The organism is Novosphingobium sp. UBA1939 (genome assembly GCF_002336885.1).
Classification (GTDB): domain Bacteria; phylum Pseudomonadota; class Alphaproteobacteria; order Sphingomonadales; family Sphingomonadaceae; genus Novosphingobium.
Map to the genome: position 1 here is coordinate 1 of NZ_DDFB01000006.1, position 19,318 is coordinate 19,318.

The 19,318-nt window shown below is 65.4% G+C and carries 16 protein-coding genes, 1 tRNA gene and 1 pseudogene; 8 read left to right on the forward strand and 10 right to left on the reverse strand.

The window, feature by feature from the left end; translation table 11 throughout:
- Positions 1-629 (reverse strand): annotated as a pseudogene (locus tag B3547_RS00765) (amidohydrolase); the annotation flags it as partial.
- 42 nt (positions 630-671) lie between these two features.
- Positions 672-2,468, reverse strand: coding sequence for a peptide MFS transporter (locus B3547_RS00770; RefSeq protein ID WP_292959596.1), 1,797 nt, complete (start codon positions 2,466-2,468; stop codon positions 672-674).
- A 273-nt stretch (positions 2,469-2,741) separates the two neighbouring features.
- Here B3547_RS00770 and B3547_RS00775 point away from each other — a divergent pair, with 273 nt between their 5' ends.
- From B3547_RS00775 to B3547_RS00805, 7 genes are all read left to right on the forward strand, one after another.
- On the forward strand, positions 2,742-3,101 hold the full coding sequence (locus B3547_RS00775; RefSeq protein ID WP_125954285.1) for a GntR family transcriptional regulator: 360 nt from the start codon (positions 2,742-2,744) through the stop codon (positions 3,099-3,101).
- 158 nt (positions 3,102-3,259) lie between these two features.
- Positions 3,260-3,541, forward strand: coding sequence for an integration host factor subunit beta (locus tag B3547_RS00780; protein ID WP_124810079.1), 282 nt, complete (start codon positions 3,260-3,262; stop codon positions 3,539-3,541).
- A gap of 145 nt (positions 3,542-3,686) precedes the next feature.
- Positions 3,687-3,771 (forward strand) — tRNA-Leu (locus tag B3547_RS00785).
- 168 nt (positions 3,772-3,939) lie between these two features.
- Entirely contained in the window at positions 3,940-4,617 is a 678-nt protein-coding gene (locus tag B3547_RS00790; RefSeq protein WP_223806700.1) for a PilZ domain-containing protein, read from the forward strand.
- Positions 4,618-4,720: 103 nt separating this feature from the next.
- Positions 4,721-6,364: an NAD(P)/FAD-dependent oxidoreductase gene (locus B3547_RS00795; RefSeq protein WP_292959597.1), complete on the forward strand. Its 1,644-nt coding sequence runs from the start codon at positions 4,721-4,723 to the stop codon at positions 6,362-6,364.
- A 58-nt stretch (positions 6,365-6,422) separates the two neighbouring features.
- On the forward strand, positions 6,423-6,836 hold the full coding sequence (locus B3547_RS00800) for a GtrA family protein (RefSeq protein ID WP_125954284.1): 414 nt from the start codon (positions 6,423-6,425) through the stop codon (positions 6,834-6,836).
- Positions 6,833-8,677, forward strand: coding sequence for a hypothetical protein (locus B3547_RS00805; protein WP_292959598.1), 1,845 nt, complete (start codon positions 6,833-6,835; stop codon positions 8,675-8,677). Before B3547_RS00800 ends, B3547_RS00805 begins: the two co-directional genes overlap by 4 nt.
- Positions 8,678-8,726: 49 nt before the next feature.
- On the opposite strand, the gene B3547_RS00810 is transcribed toward B3547_RS00805, so the two are convergent.
- From B3547_RS00810 to B3547_RS00830, 5 genes are all read right to left on the reverse strand, one after another.
- Positions 8,727-8,969, reverse strand: coding sequence for a hypothetical protein (locus B3547_RS00810; protein ID WP_292959599.1), 243 nt, complete (start codon positions 8,967-8,969; stop codon positions 8,727-8,729).
- 66 nt (positions 8,970-9,035) lie between these two features.
- Positions 9,036-10,511 carry a 2OG-Fe(II) oxygenase family protein gene (locus tag B3547_RS00815; protein WP_292959600.1) on the reverse strand — a complete coding sequence of 492 codons (1,476 nt, stop codon included), beginning with the start codon at positions 10,509-10,511 and terminating at the stop codon, positions 9,036-9,038.
- Positions 10,512-10,522: 11 nt separating this feature from the next.
- Positions 10,523-11,725: an aspartyl/asparaginyl beta-hydroxylase domain-containing protein gene (locus B3547_RS00820; RefSeq protein WP_292959601.1), complete on the reverse strand. Its 1,203-nt coding sequence runs from the start codon at positions 11,723-11,725 to the stop codon at positions 10,523-10,525.
- Positions 11,692-13,743, reverse strand: a complete 2,052-nt coding sequence (locus B3547_RS00825; RefSeq protein ID WP_292959602.1) for a tetratricopeptide repeat-containing sulfotransferase family protein — start codon at positions 13,741-13,743, stop codon at positions 11,692-11,694. The genes B3547_RS00820 and B3547_RS00825 overlap by 34 nt, the downstream gene beginning before the upstream one ends.
- Before the next feature lie 103 nt (positions 13,744-13,846).
- Positions 13,847-16,951: a TonB-dependent receptor domain-containing protein gene (locus B3547_RS00830; protein WP_292959603.1), complete on the reverse strand. Its 3,105-nt coding sequence runs from the start codon at positions 16,949-16,951 to the stop codon at positions 13,847-13,849.
- Positions 16,952-17,198: 247 nt separating this feature from the next.
- Between B3547_RS00830 and B3547_RS00835 the strand changes: the two genes are divergently transcribed.
- Positions 17,199-17,822: a hypothetical protein gene (locus tag B3547_RS00835; protein WP_292959604.1), complete on the forward strand. Its 624-nt coding sequence runs from the start codon at positions 17,199-17,201 to the stop codon at positions 17,820-17,822.
- Between the two features lie 10 nt (positions 17,823-17,832).
- Here the strand turns inward: B3547_RS00835 and B3547_RS00840 are convergent, their stop codons facing one another.
- From B3547_RS00840 to B3547_RS00850, 3 genes are all read right to left on the reverse strand, one after another.
- A complete protein-coding gene (locus B3547_RS00840) occupies positions 17,833-18,759 on the reverse strand; it encodes a M23 family metallopeptidase (RefSeq protein ID WP_292959605.1) in 927 nt (308 codons plus the stop codon).
- A gap of 43 nt (positions 18,760-18,802) precedes the next feature.
- Positions 18,803-19,018, reverse strand: a complete 216-nt coding sequence (locus B3547_RS00845) for a DUF2093 domain-containing protein (protein WP_292959606.1) — start codon at positions 19,016-19,018, stop codon at positions 18,803-18,805.
- Between the two features lie 145 nt (positions 19,019-19,163).
- Positions 19,164-19,318, reverse strand: a 155-nt coding sequence (locus tag B3547_RS00850) for a Bax inhibitor-1 family protein (protein WP_292959607.1), incomplete at its 5' end; no start/stop codon positions are given.

The window sequence follows — 19,318 nt, forward strand, 5'->3', positions numbered from 1 at the left end:
CAGGCCATCTTCATGCCATAGGGCGCATCGGGAAACTTCATGCCCTGCACCGTGCGCGATGGCACGTTCTTGAGCACGACAGAACGCCCGCCGATCAGGTTGGCCGATCCCGGCAGGATCTGCAGCGTGGTGACGCCGCCGTTGGCCAGCGCGCGCGAAAAGCCGGGGTCCTGCGGCCAGACGCTGTGTTCGGCCCAGACCTGCGGCGTGGTCGGGCTGGTCATCTCGTTGCCGTCCTGATGGGCATCGACCCCGGGGCTGGGATAGACGCCCAGGTGGCTGTGAATGTCGATCACGCCCGGCGTCACGAACTTGCCCGTGCCATCGATCCGGCGATAGGTGGCCGGCACCGCCAGCGCGGCATCGCCGACCGCCTGGACCTTGCCGTCGGCGACCAGCACGGTGCCGTTGTCGATCCGCCCGCCGGCACCATCGAACACCGTCGCGCCGACGATGGCGACCGGCTCGCCCGGATAGGCGCGATAGGTGGAGGGGTAGGGATTTTCATTCCAGGCGGGCGCGGGCGCGGTCTTCTCGTCCTTCGATTTCGCCAGCCCGGCGCTGGTGCCCAAGGGCAGAGCCAGCGCCAGCGCCAGGCCTGCCAGGGCGTGCCCCACCGTTCTTCCCATTCGCCGCGTCATGCGTTTCCCCACCGTTATCCCCACTGTCCCTTACTGCACCCCGTGCATCAGTCGCTTGAGCGGCACGGCCAGCAGCAGCAGGACCACGCCGATGACAGCCGAAACTTCGCCGATGGTCTGGAACACACCGACATAGGTCTCAAGGCTGACCTTGAGATTGGTCACCTCGCCGCCCACCGTCTCGACACTGGCGAACTGCGCGACAACACCTGCAACATACTGCGCGACCGCGATGGAAAGATACCAGGTTCCCATCATCATGCCCACGATACGCGCGATCGAAAGCTTGGTGACCATCGATAGGCCCACTGGCGAAATGCACAGTTCCGCCATCGAATGGATCAGGTAGAGCCCGGCGAGCCACCACAGCCCGACCTTGAAGTTGCCATCGGCAAACTGCGCGCCCCAGACCAGGAACAGAAAACCCAGGCCCACGCCGATCAGCGCTATGCCGAACTTGACCGGGATGCCCGGTTCCAGTCCGCGCCGGGAAAGGGCGCCCCACATCATCGAGAACAGCGGCGCGAGCGCCACGATGAAGAAGGCATTGAAGAACTGCGTCTGCCCGGCGGTGATCGAAAACAGGCCGAATACGCTCATGTCGGTGTTGCGATCGGCAAACAACGTGAGCGAGGAGCCCGCCTGCTCGAACAGCGTCCAGAACACCGTGTTGAAAGTGATGAGCACCATGGCCGCAACCATCATCTGGAACTCGCGCGCATCGCCGTTACGCCACGACCAGAACAGGATGCCGGGCACGGCGACGAGGAACGTGCCGAACATGATTTTGCCCATGATCGGCAGGCTGGCGATATAGCCCAGCAGGCCGGCGCTTTCGGGCGGCTTCACATAGGCCATGAGATTGGCGAACAGCAGATATGCCAGCGGCACCGCCGCCAGTGCGCCGATATAGACCAGGGCATCGCGCGACGGGTCGGCGTCCGCCGGCCGTTCGCCGAAGCCATCGAGCTTGCCGCCATCGAACTGGAACAGCAGCCACGCGACTCCCATGCCGGCCGCGGCAAGCGCAAAGCCCGCCCACCAGCCCAGCCCACCCCATGAGCCCATGCCGACGGCCAGCAGCGGGCACAGGATCTGCGAGAACAGCGAGCCGAGGTTGATGCCCATGTAGAAGATGGTGAAGCCGGCATCACGCCGCAGGTCGCCCTGCGCATAGAGTTCCCCCACGATGGTGGCGATATTGGGCTTGAAGAAGCCATTGCCGACCGTGACAAGCGCTAGACCGAGGATCAGGAAGAAGGTGAAGAGCGCGGAGCGTTCGCCGCCCGGTTCGAACTTGCCGGGAGCGATGCGGCGCGCCTCGCTGCCGTCGGCGCGCAACAGCGAGATCGACTTGTCTTCGTTGCCCTTGATCTGCAGCGCCGCGCCCTGATCGCTGACATACTGCTTGCGGGCATCGCCGGTCCCGGAAACCGTTACTTCATAGCGCTGCCCATCGATCAGCGCGAAGGGCTTGGCCGCGCCGCCGCTGCTGGAGAGGCACAGCACGACATAACCCAGGCTCATCAGGATCGCGCCGAACTTGACCGAGCGCTTGGAGCCGAGAAAGCGGTCGGCCATCAAGCCGCCAATCAACGGGGTGAGATAGACCAGCGCGGTGAAGCCGCCATAGATGCCGGTCGTCGTGGTATCACTGAACAGGAAATGCTGCGCGAGATAGAGCGTCAGCAGCGCGCGCATGCCGTAGTAGCCGAACCGCTCCATCGCCTCGGTCGTGAACAGGCGGGCGAGCTGGCGGGGATGGCCGAACCAGCTGGCATCCGCCGTACCGGAAACGGGCGGCGGCGCATCGTGTGAAACTGTCATCGGGGCAATGCTCTCCACAAACCGTCGGGGCGCCGGCCGCGGCGCGGCGCCGGCGTCGTCCATGGCGCGCAAACTAGCGTCAAATGCCGGCAAGAGAAGAAACTAATCGCACGCGAAACCAGTTCGACACGATCATGCGGCGCGCAACCGGCCGCCTCCGCACACGCCGCGCGCGAACCGGTGATGCGCGACATAATATTGCGCTGGAAAAGTGCACAGAACGCCCGCCGCATACCGTTTGCGTGCCAAGCTGTATTATGCCACTAGATCACCATGAGCATGGCCAGCCGCCCCGTCTACCTCAAGTTGCGCGACCAGATCGCCGCCGCCATTATCGAAGGCCGCTACCCGGATGGGGCCATGCTGCCGTCCGTCCGCGCGTTTGCCGCCGAGCAGGGCGCCAACCCGCTGACAGTAGCCAAGGCCTACCAGCAGTTCCAGGACGAAGGGCTCGTTCATGTGCAGCGCGGGATCGGCATGTTCGTCGCTCCGGGCGCGGCGCGAATCCTGCTCGAACGCGAACGGCAGGCCTTCCTGAGCGACGAATGGCCCCACATCGCCAGCCGAATCCGGCGGTTGGGGCTGGATGCGGACGCTTTATTGCATGAAAACGCCCCTGAATCGGTCAAATAGCACCATTTCGCAACGGTTCCCTCACAATCGATAGATTGTGCAGCAACGCGCTGTCTGGCAAAATCCCCGACCACGTCATCGATGGGGGTCGATATGACGCGGGAAAGCGGTTTCGCTTTCTTCTTGGGGATGCCGTCAGGCATCGGCGGAGGGTAGGTATGATCAGGTCTGAATTGCTGCAGGAACTGGGGCGGGAAAGCCCCGGTCTCCGTGCCGAGGAAATCGAGCGGGTCGTCGACGTGTTCTTCGACGAGATCGCCAAGCGCCTTGCCGAAGGCGGCCGGGTGGAACTGCGCGGTTTCGGCGCCTTTTCCACGCGGGAACGGGAAGCCCGCAAGGGCCGCAATCCGCGCACCGGCGAAGCGGTGGACGTGCCGGACAAGCGCGTGCCCTATTTCAAGCCCGGCAAGGAAATGCGCCAGCGCCTTAACGCGGACTGACCCGGCCGGACCGGATGAAGCATGGTCCGGCGCGCGATCCAGCGACGCCGGACCGGCTTCCAGCAAACCCGCTCCTCCCGAACATAATCGGCGGACTGCATTGCGGCGGTGGTGCCGTTGTGCCAATCGCTCCATCACCCATTCGGCGGACGTGGCGGAATGGTAGACGCAGGGGACTTAAAATCCCTTGGGCATAGCCCGTGCGGGTTCGAGTCCCGCTGTCCGCACCATTTCCGAGATATTTCATCCGCCTAGGTAATTGTGCTGATGAAATAATCTGGGATCGAACGGCGTCATGGTAACCGCCCGGAAAGACTTTGCACGCTATTGAACTCGTCGGTCAGGGCGCCTGTGCGCCCGGCGCGAATACCAACAGATAGCGTACAAGGGGACAGGGCTTGGCCCAGGAACACGATCTGCCGACGCCTCCGCGTCAGGACATGCAGACCCTGCCTGTCGGCGCCGAACTGCGCGCCGCCCCCCGCTTCACGCTGCTGATCCGCGCCGCCAAGCTGATCGCCGATGGCCGCGAGTTTCTGTGCATCATCCGCGACGCTTCGGCCACCGGCCTCAAGGTTCGCCTGTTCACGCCGCTGCCCGAGCACAAATCGCTGATGGTCGAACTGGGCAGTGGCGAACGCTATCCGATCGAAGTGGTATGGGCCGCCGACGACCACGTTGGCGTGCGCTTTGTGGAAACCATCGACGTCGAGCGGCTGCTCCACGAGAACCAGGGCAACCACGCCAAGCGGCAGGTGCGGCTGCGCATCGCGCTTGAGGGTCTGCTCTATTCGGGCGGGGAAACAGTCCCGGTTTCGTTCGACAACATCTCGCAGCAGGGCGCGCGCATCGAAAGCGAGAAGTGGCTGCTCATCAACGAGCTGGTGCGGATCGAAACAAGCGCGCTGCCGCCGATCTACGCCAAGGTCCGCTGGCGCAATCACCCGCATTACGGCCTGCTGTTCGAGCAGACCTTCAAGCTCGATGAACTGGCGCGCATTTCCGCCACGCTGCAGCCGGCCCCGGATGCGCAGCAGGCGCCCGACAGCGGCGATTCGGCCAGCCGCGCGGGCTGAGAAATTCGCGCGGTGAACCCTCCCGTTTCGGAGGGGTCGTTAACTACCCCTTAGCCAATTTCCTTCATTTCCTGTGGCAGAGAAACCGCGTGGACGGGGAAATATGATGGTTAACGTAGGGTGCCCTTCGGTTGGTTCCAGCCAGCAATACGATGTCGATGTCGCGATCATCGGTGCCGGACCCGCCGGACTCACCGCCGGATATCTTCTTTCCAAGCAGGGCTACAGCGTGGCCGTGATCGAAAAGGACACGCGCTACGTCGGTGGCATCAGCCGCACCGTCGAACACGACGGCTATCGCTTCGACATTGGCGGGCACCGCTTCTTCTCGAAAAGCAAGCAGGTCGTCGACCTGTGGAACGAGATCCTGCCCGACGATTTCATCCAGCGCCCGCGCATGAGCCGCATCTACTACGAGGGCAAGTTCTACAGCTATCCGCTGCGTGCGTTCGAGGCGCTGTGGAACCTCGGCATCGTGCGCTCCACGCTGTGCATGGCCAGCTTCGCCAAGGCCAAGGCCTTCCCGAAAAAGATGGTCAAAAGCTTCGAGGACTGGACCACCAACCAGTTCGGCTGGAAGCTCTATTCGATCTTCTTCAAGACCTATACCGAGAAGGTCTGGGGCATGCCCTGTGACGAGATGAGCGCCGACTGGGCCGCCCAGCGCATCAAGGGCCTGTCGCTGGGCGCCGCGGTGCTTGATGGCCTCAAGCGCAGTCTGGGGCTGAACAAGCGGCCGAATGACGGCATGCAGACCAAGACCCTGCTGGAAACGTTCCGCTATCCGCGCCTCGGCCCCGGCATGATGTGGGAAGCCGCGCGCGACAAGGTTGTCGCTGCGGGCAGCCATGTGCTGATGGGCCACGCGATGAAGCAGCTGGCCAGCGATGGCCAGGGTGGCTGGCGCCTTTCCGCCACCCGCGTCGACGCCGATGGCACGGTGCAGGGCGAAACGCTGATCCGCGCCCGCCATGCGATCAGTTCCGCGCCGATGCGCGAACTGGCCACGCGCCTGCATCCGCTGCCCGCCACCACGCTGGAAGCCAACCGGCTGCGCTATCGCGATTTCCTCACCGTCGCCCTGAAGATCCGTTCGGAAGACCTGTTCCCCGACAACTGGATCTACATCCACGACAGCAAGGTGAAGGTCGGCCGCATCCAGAACTTCCGTTCGTGGTCGCCCGAGATGGTGCCGGACGAATCGGTCGCCTGCGTCGGCCTCGAATACTTCTGCTTCGAAGGCGACGACCTCTGGGCCGCGTCGGACGAGGCGCTGATCGCACTGGCGACGAAGGAAATGGCCATTCTTGGCCTTGTCCGCCCCGAACAGGTCATCGGCGGCGTGGTCGTGCGCCAGGAAAAGGCCTATCCGGTCTATGACGACGAATATGCCGCCAATGTCGCCGCGATGCGGGCCGAACTGGAAGCGGCCTATCCCACGCTGCACCTTGTGGGCCGCAACGGGATGCACCGTTACAACAACCAGGATCACGCGATGATGACCGCGATGCTCACGGTCGAAAACATCATCGCCGAACGCCGTGTCTATGACATCTGGTGCGTGAACGAGGACGCCGAATACCACGAGGCGGGCGACGAAGGCGAACAGCAGGCGCTGCCCGCCGGCCGCGCGCCGCTGAGCGAGGATCAGGCCGCCGCGCTCGCATCGGTGCGCGATGTGCCGGAACGCATCCCCGCCACCGCGGAAGCACCCGTCTCGGGCAAGCCCGGCCGCCGCGCCGCCTGATCGCCCCGTCCTGATCGCCCCGTCCTGTTCGCCGCGCCCGCCTGAAGGATCGCCATCGATGACCGAGGTCGTGCTTCCGCTGTTCCATCGCCTGCGGCAGGCAACGCTGGTGCGTTACCTGCTGGCCAGCATCGGCGCGCTGGCGGTGGACATGGGATGTTTCCTGGCCCTGCTCGAAGCCGGCCTTCCCGCCATTGCGGCTTCGGCCATCGGCTATACCTTCGGCATCGCGGCCCACTGGCTGCTGTCCAGCCGCAAGGTTTTCGCGGACCAGGTGGCGATGGCTGGTCCCGCACGAACGCGCCAAAAGGCCATGTTCGTCGTTTCCGCCCTGATCGGGCTGGGGCTGACGACGGTGATCGTCGGCGCGTTCACGGCGGTCGGGATCGATCCGCGCGTCGCCAAGGTTACCGCCATCGTCGCCAGCTTCGCCACCACGTGGCTCCTGCGCAAGCGGGTCGTCTTCCGGTGAACGGACCGGGTTTCAAAGCCGCCATCCCCGGCCGGGGCCTGTTACCGACCACGGGCGCGATCCGTGGCGGGACGACGGCCGGCGGCATATCCGGCTTCGGCTGGCCGACCGTGGTCCGCGCCGTGCTTGTATGGCTCGTGCTGTGCGTCATCCTGTTCACCGCCACGCGCACCGCGATCGCCACGATGCGCTTCGCCGATCCGGACGATGCGCTGCGGCTGCTGGAAGTGCGCGATCTGCTGGGCGGGCAAAACTGGTTCGACGTCCACCAGTATCGCGTCGCCGCGCCCGAAGGCGTGCCGATGCACTGGTCGCGGCTGGTCGATATACCGATTGCCGGCCTGATCCTGCTGCTGCGCCCGCTGGTGGGCGCCGCTGGAGCAGAGACGGTCGCACTGGTCGCCGTGCCGTTGCTGACGCTGCTCTGCGCGCTGCTGCTGATCGCGCGCCTAGCCGTGCGGCTGTTCGATCAGGAAGTGGCCGGCATCGCCTGCCTGGTCGGCGCGATCGCGAGCCCCGTGCTGTTCCAGTTCATGCCGATGCGCATCGATCACCACGGCTGGCAGATCGTGCTGGCGCTGGCGGCCTTCAACGGCCTGACCGCGCGCGATGCGCGGCGCGGGGGCACGGTGGTCGGCCTCGCGCTGGCGGCGCAACTGGCGATCTCGATCGAAGGACTACCGGTCGCCGCGCTGTTCCTGGGCGTGTGCGCGCTACGCGGCCTGCGCAACCCCGGCGAACGCCACGCCTGGCTGGCCCATGCCGCCACCGCGCTGGCGCTCGGCTCGATCGCCCTGTTCCTGGGCACGCGCGGCCTGCTCGACCCGATCAACCATTGCGATGCGATATCGCCGGTGCATCTCGCGGTGTTTGTCTGGGGCGCCATCGGCGCCAACGCGCTGCGCCTGGCCGCGCCGCGCCCGCTGGTGCTGCAGATCGGCGCGCTGGCGGTGATCGGCGCGGGCGCGCTCGGCCTGTTGCTGCTGGTCGCCCCGCAATGCGGCACCGGCGCGTTCGCGGAAATGGACCCTGTCGTCCGTAAATACTGGTACAGCGCGGTCAAGGAAGGCCTGCCGGTGTGGAACATGCCGCCGCTGAACGCGGTGACGATGATCTTCACCCCGCTGTTCGGCCTGCTGGCGACGGCGTGGTACTGGCGCCGCGCCTCCTCCGCGCCGGAACGGCTGCTGTGGCTTGATCTCCTGCTCGTGCTGCTGGGCGCCTATGGCGTGGGCCTGCTGGTCGCGCGCGCTTCGGGCACCGCCTGCGTCTTTGCCGCCGTGCCGGTCGCCGCGCTGGTGCGCGATGGCATCACGGCCTTGCGTACACGCGGCGTTTCCGCGCGCATCGCGGGCTACGCCGCCGCCGCCGTGGTGCTGCTGCCCGCGCTGCCCGTGTTCCTGTGGAACGCGTGGAGCCCCGCCGGCCACGACAAGCCGGACACCGCCTTCCACGTCACCCGCTGCCAATATGCGCAGGCTGCCAGGGCGCTCGACAGGCTGCCCCCGACCGACCTGTTCGCGCCGCTCGACATTGGTCCCAATCTGCTGGTCTATTCACGCCACCGCGTGATCGCTACCGGCCACCACCGCGGATCGGCGGCCATGCGCGACGTGATCGATGCCTTTATCGGCACGCCCGAACAGGCGCACGCGATCGTCCGCCGCCGCCACGCGACGATGGTCGTGCTCTGTCCCGACATCAACGAGCCGCAGTATTACGCCGACGCAGCCCCGGACGGGCTCGCCGCGCGCCTGCTGAAGGGCAAGCCGCCCGCGTGGCTGCAACCGATCGATCCCGCGCCGGGTTCGCACCTGCGGTTCTGGCGCGTGGTGGATTGATCAGAGGACGGCGCGCGGACGGTGGCTTGAAAGAAGACGCCGGCCCGGTTTAGCCGCCGCCATCCAGCCGCTGTTGCGTCTGCGACCGATCGATCAGCATCTTGTCGGACCGGCGCTGGGCTTCCCATTCGCTCTTCCGCATGCAGATACGCTTGGCTCGTATGCGCGAGCCCAGTTCCGGAACCTTCTGACACACCATCGGGTCCGTATCCGCGTCCGCGTTGGCTGGTGTGGCCGTGGCGGCTTGTGCGGTTATCGTCAGAACTGTCCCGGCAATGATGGTAAACAGCATTTCACACCCGTTCAAAATCCATCGTACCCGGCACGGGCAGCGATGAAGTGCTATGCCCCGATGATGTCACCTTTTTATGTCGAATGCCACCGTTAGCCGGTCGCCGGTGAGAAAGGGGCGTGTCGAATGCCACATCTGTGACGGAAACAGCACAAGTCGGCCCGGCACCGGCTTTATCACCTTGATGGGCGCAAGACCCAGCTTCAGAGATGCGGGAGCCTCGCCGAGAACAAGGCAGCCATCGTCCTCGGGCAAGGCTTCCGGCAGCGAGACGTAGAACACGCCGCTGATCCAGCCTTGCGGATGATGGTGGCTTTCATGGAACCCGGCGTCGCGCAAGCGGACGGACCAGCTGCCGGCGAAGCGGGGGTCATGTTCGCGTGATTGCGCCAGAACGGGATGGCGGGGATCGGATGCCCCCAGCCCCCGCACGTGATCGGCGACCGCGGCGCGCACCTTTTCCCGCAAGGCCGAGATCCCGGAATCGATCCGCGCGAACAGGGGGCCGTCCGTCTGGGTGCCCTTGCGCACGGACTGGTTCATGAAGCGCCCCGCCCGCGCGTGCAGCATTTCCAGTTCGCGCTTCAGCGAATGCATCGCGGCGGCATCGCACGGCAGGTCGTACACCGTTATCAGGCCCGGCTGGCCTTCGAGCCATTCCGCCCTCGCATCGCCTGCCAGACGCCACGCGAGCGACGCGTAGGGCCAGAAGGCCTCCGCACCGGCCTTGTCCAGCCATGGTTCGATTTCCGCGCAGGCTTGCCCAACCTGCCCTGTCCGCAAGAGATGACGCGTGCGCCAGATGGCATGTTCGGGTTCCGTGCCCTGCCCCAGCCGGTCGAATACCGCCGCGGCGGAGCCGTGGTCACCCAGATCGTCCAGCAGCGCCGCCCGGCGCAACAGCAAGGTGGGTGTGGCGGCACACCGGGCCAGCGCCCGATCGACCGCGACAAGCCCCTCCGCATATCGTTCCCCGTCGGAAAGCAGGTCGATGGCAAGCACGTGCAATACTTCCGCCCGCGGGTGAACGGTCAGCGCGCGGTCGATGCTGGCCAGGGCCGAATCCGCCCGGCCGACAAGCATGGCCAGCTGGGCGAACTGGCGGTGCCCGTCCACCCAGCCGGCATTGCCCGAAAGCAAGGTGCCAAGCTCGTCGAGCGCCCGGTCGCCGTCCCCTTCCGCCAGACGCGCCGACGCGAGGCCCAGGCGCAGGTCCGGATCGGAGGGCGCAAGCGCAATCGCCTGCTCGAACAGGCGCACGGCGGGTACCCCCGCTTCCAGCGAGACATGCGCGAGCGCGTGCGCCAGCCGCGCGTCCGAGGGCGCGATGCGGCGGGCGGCCTGCAGCGCTTCCAGCGCCTCCTCGCGCCGATCGAGTTCCCGTCGCAGCAAGCCCAGGAAATGCAAAACGCGGGCATCGCGCGGATGTTCGCGCGCATAGGCTGCCAGCACAGGCTCCACCTGCGCCTCCTGCCGGTTGTCGAGCGCGCGCGATGCCAGCGCCAGAAGATCATCGGCCTCGTGCCTTGAACCGCCGCTCATCGCCTCAGCCCTCACAGATCGGAGCGCCGCGGAGCATCGACCACCTCCGTCGCGATCACGGCACTGACAGCACTTTGCTCCAGCTCGGTCAAACCGGGATGCCAGACGTCGAAGATCAGCACGACGCGCAGCCGATCCGACGGATTCATCGCTTCATGCTCGATCGTGTCGTCGAAGACGAAGGCTTCGCCTTCGCGCCAGAACCGCGTTTCCGCACCCACGCGGAACCAGCAACCGTCCGGCACGACCAGCGGCAGATGGCAGACGAGGCGCGCATTGTTCACGCCCACATGCGGGGGAATGGCCGTGTTGGGCGCCAGCAACGAAAACATCGCGTTGGGAGAAGCGCCGGCGATGTCCGGCTGCGGCAGGCGCCCCAGCAGTTCCATCGTCACGGGGCATTGGCCGGCGTTTTGCGCGACGGCCTGTCCCTGGCGCAACAGATGGATGGCCGTCCAGTCCCTGTTCCGGTTCAGGGGCCGCCATTGCGCCAGCGCTTCATGGTCCTGATACTGGATGTAAGGCAGCAGTTCGGACCGTTCCGATGCCATCGCCGTCCGCATTTCCTCGCGGATTGCGTCCGTTGCCGCTTCCAGATCCGAAAGCCACGGAAAATGTTCGTGCGGATGAAACTCCCGCTCCACAAGCCCGGGATAATGGAAATGGGTCGGTTCGCTGTGGAACACCTTCGTCTTGTGCAGGATGTTGTCGCGAAACCGGTTCATCCGCCAAAGGGTATCGCCGTCGGCGGCGGTCTCCTGCGCCCGGATGGCGTTGCGCATCATGTCTTCGCGCTGCCTTAGCCATGCGTCGCGGACCTTTTCCCCGGCCGTGACGACCGGCGTCAGAGTCGCTCCCAGATCGCCGGAGGGGCGCTGGGCCAAGGCTTCGTCCCAGGCCTGCCCGCAGTGGTCATCGCCCATTTGCTCCAGCAGGCTGGCGCGCAGGACCAGCGCCAGGAAATCCAGGGGCGCGAGCGCCAGCGCCTGTTGGACGGCGTCCAGCGCACGGCGCGGCTGACGCATGGCCCGGCGCAAACCGGCCAGTTGCAGCCAATGCGCTGGTGCCCCCCCGCCACCGGACAACGCTTGTTCCAGCACGCCGGCCCCGCCAGGCAGATCGCCCTGCCGGACAAGCGCATCGGCTTGCGCCAGAAGCCCGGGGTCCGGCGCAGCAGGCATCATGCGGATGCCGTCTCCGCCGAGGCCGGCCATTCGGGAACGCGCCCGTCGTCCAGCGAATAGCCGAACCGGTCGACCCACGGCCGGATCGTATCGAAGATCGGCGCCAGATGCCGCTCGTAACGCTTCCAGCGCCCCGCTGAGCGCTGGTACACCGGTTCGACCACTTGCGCATAACTGGCGGTCGACACCATGCCCCGCGCGCGCGCGGCCTCCCGGTGGTCGAGCCCCTCTTCCGGCCAGGCCAGGCCCAGCCAGTCGAACAGCGGACGCAGTTCGCGCGCCGTATCCTCTACCAGCCGTTCGTAAACCACCGTCCGCACAGGCAGGTCGAACAGCGCAAGCGTCCTCTCCCAGTGCGAGAAGGTGAGGTCATAGAGGCTGGCGGCATCCCGCAGATCGAGAAAGCTCGACATCGCGTTGTTGGTTCGGAAGTTCGTGAGGAAGCAGCTCAACAGCACATCGCACGGGTGGCGCATTGCAAGCACGAACCGCGCCTCGGGAAAAAGCCGGTGGATCGCCGCCGCCTGATTGGTATGGAGCGGCTGCTTGTCGACGATGACCATGCCCGGCGTCAGCCTGGTATGCGCGGCAACGCGTTCGAAGTAGCGCGCGCGCGCCGCCGCCAGTACCACGGCGTCCGCCTGCGCCATACCGGCAAGCCCGCCCAGTTCCTGCTCGATTTCCACAATGAAGGGCTGCTCTTCCAGCACCACTGTCGTGGGGTCGGTCATCAGCATCGTATCAAGCAGCGTGGTGCCGGAACGCGGGAATCCGCCAAGGAAGATCGGCGCGGGATAATCACCGGGCTCGGGATCGAACGGCGTCCAGGTGCGGACCCAATCCGCCGTCAGGATCGCCGTGTTGGCGGCAACGCCGCCGCGGTATTTCGCCGCACGGCCGGTGGGATCGCTGGGATCGTCGCGCCAGAAGGCGTTCATTGCCTCGAACGCCTCGAACGCCTCGTCATAACGGCCCAGGCGGTCCAGCATCAGCCCGCGCAAATGCTCGCGCCAGGCGCCGGAAACGACATCGCCGGCACGCTCCAGCGCAACCAGCGCATCGTCGTTGCGGCCCGCGCGCTTCAGGCGCAGCGCGTCGATGAAATCGATGGGCGGACCGTCGATCCCCACCGCGATCGCGCGCGCGCGCAGCGGTTCCAGATCGGCCTCGCGATTGACGCGCTCGTATACCGAGGCAAGCCCTACATAAGCCGGGGCGTGTCCGTTATCGATCGCTATGGACGTTTCGTAGGCGCGTTCCGCATCCTCGTAGCGATTGATCCGGGCGGCCTCCAGCCCGAATTCGCTTTGCAGCGCCGCATCCTGCGGCGCACGACCGGCGGCATCGCGCAAGGCCTCGAACGCGGCGGTGTCATATCCGGCGCGCCGATAGAGGCCGTGCAGCGCCAGTAGCGGCGCGGGATCCTCAGGCACCGCCAGCGCGGCATCCCGCAACAGGGTTTCAGCCTCGTTGACCTCGCCCACCTCCATCAACGAATTGCCCAGGTTTACTCGTATCGGCTGGGAATCCGGCGCAAGAGCCAGCGCCTTTTTCAACGCCGCCGTCGCCGCGTGATGATCACCGACGTCGGACAGCGCATTGCCCAGGTTGTTCCAGGTGCTCCAGTCTTCGGGCTGTTCGGCGACGACGATCCTGTACAGCTCGATCGCGCGCGGCGCATCGCCGGCTTCCTGGGCAAGCGCGCCACCCAGACGCGCAAGCCGCAGCGAGCGATCGCCCCGCGCGGATTGAGCATCGCACAGCTGCAGCGTTTCCGCGGCCCGGCCGGTACGGAAAAGGCATTCCGCAAGGTTCGCGCGTGCCGCGATATCATCCGGCCGCGCGCGCAACGCCGCGGTCAGATAGTCCGCCGCCCGTGCATATTGGCCACGGTGCATTTCGACGGCGCCGGCCAATCCCGCCAGAACCGGGTCTCCCGCATGGGCAACCCACGCGGATGCCGCCAGCGTAGCCGCGGCATCGAGGCGCCCCGCCCGCGCGTGCGCCGCGATCTGCTGCAATGTCTGGGGCGAAGCGGAAACTGCCATCAATCAAATCCTGCCGTCTTCAGGACACGCTGTCCATAAACGTAAAAAAGGTGGCGGCTTCCCGATGGAAGCCGCCACCCTCATCATTCGGATCGGAAACCGATCAGAAGTCCAGCGTGATGCCGGTGTAGATGTAGCGTCCGAGCGAGTCGTACACGCCCGGATAGGTGTTGCCGTTGCAGTACGTACCGCTGCAGGCGCTGGCGCCGAACGCACCCGAGCCCGAGGTAACCAGCGGCGGCTCCTTGTCGAACAGGTTCGTCGCACCCAGGCGCCACGTGTAGTGGTTGCCGATACGGGCGGTGAGCGACAGATCGAAGTAGCTCTGCGAACCGATATGCGAGTTGAAGTTGTAGTAGTTGCTGTTCAACGACGCGCTCGGGTTCTTGTACTCGACGTCGACGCCGCCGTAGAAGCGCCACTGGCCCGACAGCGTGATGCCGTTCGGCATCGCCCAGGTGAGGCGCGCCTTGTGGCGCCACTTGGGCTGCGGCACGCCGCAGGTCGGTCCGTAGTAGCCCGCGCAATCATACAGCGCGGTGAGCCCGTTATCGACCTTGTAGCTCGTCAGCGCGGTGCCCACGAGGCTGGCCGAAACGCGGCCCATCTTGCCCACTTCAAGCGCGTAGTTGAAGTTGAAGTCCCAGCCCTTGGTCTGAACGCCACCGATGTTGGTCGGCAGGTTCTGGACGAAGCCGTCCGAGGTCAGCCACAGCGAACCCGCGGCGTTGCGGTGGATAAGGCCGCAAGCAAACGCGTTCACGTCGTTGACGCACGAAGCCAGGATGGCGTCCGAACCGAAGCCCTGGATCGCGTCCTTCACCTTGATGTCGTAGTAATCGACGCTCAGCGAAAGGTTGCGCACCCAGTGCGGCTGAATGACCACACCGGCCGTCTTCGTGGTGGCGATTTCCGGACGCAGGTTCGGGTTGCCGCCGATGAAGCCGTTGTACTGCGCCGCCGGGTTGGCGGTGACGCGCTGGCCAACGCGCAGGCCCTGCAGAAGGCAACCCACGTCGGCAGCGGTCAGCACCTTGCCCGCGCAAGGATCGGTCACGCCGTCAAGCGCCACGATCTGCGGACCGAACAGCTCCTGGATGTTCGGAGCGCGAACCGCGCGGTTGTAGGCGCCACGGAAGCGAATGTCCGAAATCGGCGCGAAGTCGACACCAAACTTGTAGGTGTTGGTGTTGTACTTGTTCCCGTTCGACACCGAGTAGTGCGAATAACGGTAACCGGCGCTCAGGCTCAGGTTGTAGAAGAAGCTGTCCTGAACCAGCGGAACTTCCGCTTCGGTGAAGAACTCGGACACCTTGTAGGAACCCGAAACCGGCAGCGTCGGCGCGCCCTGACCGGTGAGATCGCCGGTGCTGAAGGCGTTGTCGGTCTTCAGATCCAGCGATTCCTTGCGGTATTCGGCACCGAGAACGATGCTCACACCCTGCGAAGCCCACGGCGCCTTGATGTTGTACTTGCCAAGATCGCCCGAGATATAGCCGCTGGCAACCTGTTCGGACGTGTAGCCCGACTGGAAGCCGGTGGAGCTGACGTAGTTGATCGACGCGGCCGAAGGCGTGCCCGAGAACACGTTGTAGGGGACGCAGTTCGGATCGGCGCCAGTCTGCGCCGCACGGCAGACCGCCGTACCGCCCGGTCCGGCAACCGCGTCAAGCGCGCTGACGAGACGCGAGGTCGAGAACTCGTTGCTGTAGACCTGCGTATAGTTGGTGCGACCGTACTGGTAGTACACGTCATAGGACCACGCTTCGCCAAGATCGCCCTTGGTGCCGATGACGCCACGGAACGACGTGTGGGTCAGGTCGTTGATGCGCGGACCGCCTTCGACGTTACGACGCAGAAGCTGGAAGAACCCCTTGTTGTAGGTCGCGCCCGTGGTCGGATCGATATAGTTGACCGCTCCGGGAGGCGTGGTGCCGTACACCGACCGATAGCTGGTCGCGGTCAGCGGATAGCTGCCGACGTTGCCAACGATCAGGTTGTCCTGCGCGCAGATGACCGAGCGCTGCTGCGCGCTCATCAGCGGGTTGTCGCAGTTGATCGTCAGGGTGTTGCCGAAATCGCCCGACGGCGCGATCTGCGCCACGGTACGGTCGTTCATGAACATGAATTCCATGTACGGATGAATCGACTGGTTGATTTCGTAGTCGGCGAAGACGCCGGCCGTGTAACGCTCGTCAGGGCGCTGGAAGTAGTTCAGCGGCGCGAAGTTGTACCGGTTGGCAGCGCCCGGCGTGACCGTGCCGTTGCCCAGCGACGCCAGGGTCGAGGTCAGGCCGCTGCCCGTGTCGGCGAAAAGAATCGCGTTGTTCGAGGTTGCCGAACCGCCGCACTGCAGGGGCGCAGCCGGATTCAGACGCGTCGGGTTGGTCAGGCGCGCACCGGTGTTCTGAATGGTGCAGGCGCTGTAGTCACGGTTGGCCTGGAGAACGGGGTTGACCTTGCGGTAGCCGAAGTAGGCCGTCATGTGGCCCTGATCGTCACCGAACTTGGTGCCGAAGGAAACCGTCGCGTCGAATTGCTGGCCATCGGCCGCATTGCCCTTGGGATCAGGGAAGTTGCGGGCGCCCAGCAGCGGCGAGATCAGCTGGTTGCCGTTGCTGTGCTGGTAGAGGCCGTAGTTCGTGTCGACGCGGAAGCCTTCGAAATCCGTATCGATGATGAAGTTGACGACGCCCGAAACCGCATCGGCACCGTAGGTGGACGAAGCACCGCCGGTCAGCACGTCGACGCGCTTCACCAGCGACGACGGAATGTTGTTAAGGTCGGCGGCCGAGCTGCGCGCGTTCGGATCGCCCGGCATGAGGCGGCGGCCGTTCACCAGCACCAGGGTGCGCGACGGCCCGAGGCCGCGAAGGTCGACCGTGGCGGTGCCGGTGGCGCCGTTCGAGAGAGTCGACGACTGCGAAGCGAACACCTGCGGCAGCGAGTTCAGCAGGTCTTCGGTCTTGGTCGTGCCGAGCGCCTTGAATTCATCCTGCGAAACCGCCGTGATCGGCGCGACGGAGGTGAGGTTGGGCGAAGCAATGCGCGAACCGGTGACGACGATCGGCTGGGCAGCCGCCGTATCATCCGCTCCGGCTTGCGGAGTGCCAGCTGCGGCGTCCTGCGCCAGCGCCGGCGCGGCCACAAGCGCAAGGCTCAAGGCGGTCGGCGCAACGCCGGCCTTCAGCATCGAAAATGTTTTCATTCGGTTCAGCCCCTTAAACAAGGTTGACGGAACGTCGATCACGTCCGTCGCGTTTCAAAGCCGGTACCCCGAGCGTATCCCCACAGTGATCGCCCAAATTCACGGCCAGATGGTGCATGCGTGGCGCAACAGGCAGGGCGAAGTAAAGCCAAGTGGCCGTTCAGTGTTTCAAATCTGTACCCGATGTAACCATTCTGCAACACCCCCTCACAGCATATATTGTTATATATCAGCATCTTATGATAATATGATTGCACAACGCAGCCGTGCGCTTCACGGTGGTTGCTCCACGGATCGGGGTTTGCAATCCATGCCGCTTTCATCAAGGCTCGCCCTGGCAGCGGCCACGGTCGCGCTTTTCGCTTGTCCGATTTCGCCCGTCACGGCCCGCGACGGAAAGCCCTCCGAAAGCGCGAAACCGGCAGCTTTCCAGCAATTGATGGACTGCCGCACGATAGAGGACAGCGCGAACAGGCTCGCCTGCTTCGACCGGCAGGTCGCGATTCTGCAGCAGGCGGAACAGACCAAGGAAATCGTGGTCGCCGACAAGAACGCGATCCAGGAGGCCAAGCGAGGCCTTTTCGGTTTCACGGCGCCGGTGGGGCGGCTGTTCGGACTTGGTGGCAGCGCTGATTCGCCTGAAGACGAACTCAAGCGCATCGATACGGAAGTCTCTTCGGTCAGCTATGGGCGCGGTGGCGTTCTCAGAATCGCCTTCGTCGAAGGCGGGGCCTGGGAACAGACCGACACCCGCAACTTCGCCATTTCCCCCCGTGCCGGCCAGAAAGCCTACATTCTGAAAGGTGCGCTCGGCAGCTTCTTTGTCAGCGTGAATGGCCAGCCGGGTATCCGGATGCGCCGGGTCCAGTAATCCCCGAGGATCAGCGCGCGCCGCCCCCCGCCACGAACAGCAGCGGATCGAGCCGGCGGTCCTTCCACTTGATGCTCCAGTGAAGGTGCGGCCCCGTGGCGCGGCCGGTCATGCCGACGAGGCCCAGTACCTGTCCCTGACGCACCACGTCGCCCTGTTTCACCAGCAGACGGGCGCTGTGGAGGAAGGCGCTGTTGAGGCCCATGCCGTGATCGATCATCAGCAGGTTGCCTTCCAGCGTGAACGGCGCCTGCGCCGCCAGGATCACCACGCCATCGGCCGGGGCGACAAAGGGCACGCCGCCGCCCGGCGCGATGTCCAATCCGGAATGGTAGGCGCCCGGTTCTCCGCGATAGATGCGCTGCGAGCCGAACCGCCCGGAAATCCGCCCGCGCACCGGCCAGATGAAATCCTGCGTCCACCCTTGCGCGCCCGTGTCCATCGCGCGCGCGGTGTTGATCTGCGCCAGCTCCAGCGGCCGACGACGCTCGAACTCGGCGCTGGGCGCGGCGCCGGGCCGCTTGCCCACCGCGACATGCTCGATCTGCCAGGCGCGCGGCGCGATTGCCAGAGGCGCGGAAACCTGCCGGCCATCCGCCAGCGTCGCCGTCAGGGTTGCCGATGGCCCGGCATCGCGGTCGAACGCCGCCAGAAAGCGGCCGTCGGGCGCTAAGGCCAGCGGTTGCCCGTCCAGCGCGAGCGCGCGCGTTCCACGTGGAACAACGCCGCGCAGCCACCCGCCCTGGGTCAATTCGCCGGCCAGCGTGAAGCCGTTGAGCACGAGACTGTTCGCGGCAGACTTGGCCGGTCCGGCCGAAGCCGGAGGAACGGCGGAAGTCGCGGGGAGGAGGGATGCGCGATCCTGCGCGTCGGCACCCCCGCAGACCGCAAGCGCACCGAGCGTACCCACGCCAGCCAGCGCGCGCAGCCGTGCCATTACACGCGCCATTGCCCGCGAACGCCGCATTGGATGCGCCGCCTCAGCCCTCGCCCAGCAAGCGGCGCGTGGCGATTTCGGGCGTGGCATAGGCTTCCTGGCGCTCGACGCTCCAGTACTTCAGCTCGGTGAGGGCGATGACGTCGCCCGTGACGGCGCAGCGCACGAAGTCGCCGGCGCCCAGCACCTGATACTCGCCATCGAGATAGCGGATCTTCGCCTCGCCCTTGAGGCCGAAGAAGCGTTCGAGCTTGCTCATCACTGCCGACTTCCTTTCGATGCCCGCTCCTTACATCAAGTGGCAGGGGTTCGCGAGGGCGTTCGTGACGACAAATGCAAGAGGCCCCGCCTTTAGGGCAGGGCCTCCGCTGTCTCAGAAGCCGTTACCGGCTCGTCTCAGACGTTCACTCACGATCGCCGAAGAGATTCAGCATCGAGGTGAACATGTTGATGAAGTCGAGGTACAGGTTCAGCGCACCCATGATCGCACCCTTCGCCATCAGCGTCGCGTCGTTGGCGATCTCGTAGTAGCCGTCCTTGATCTGCTGCGTGTCGTAGG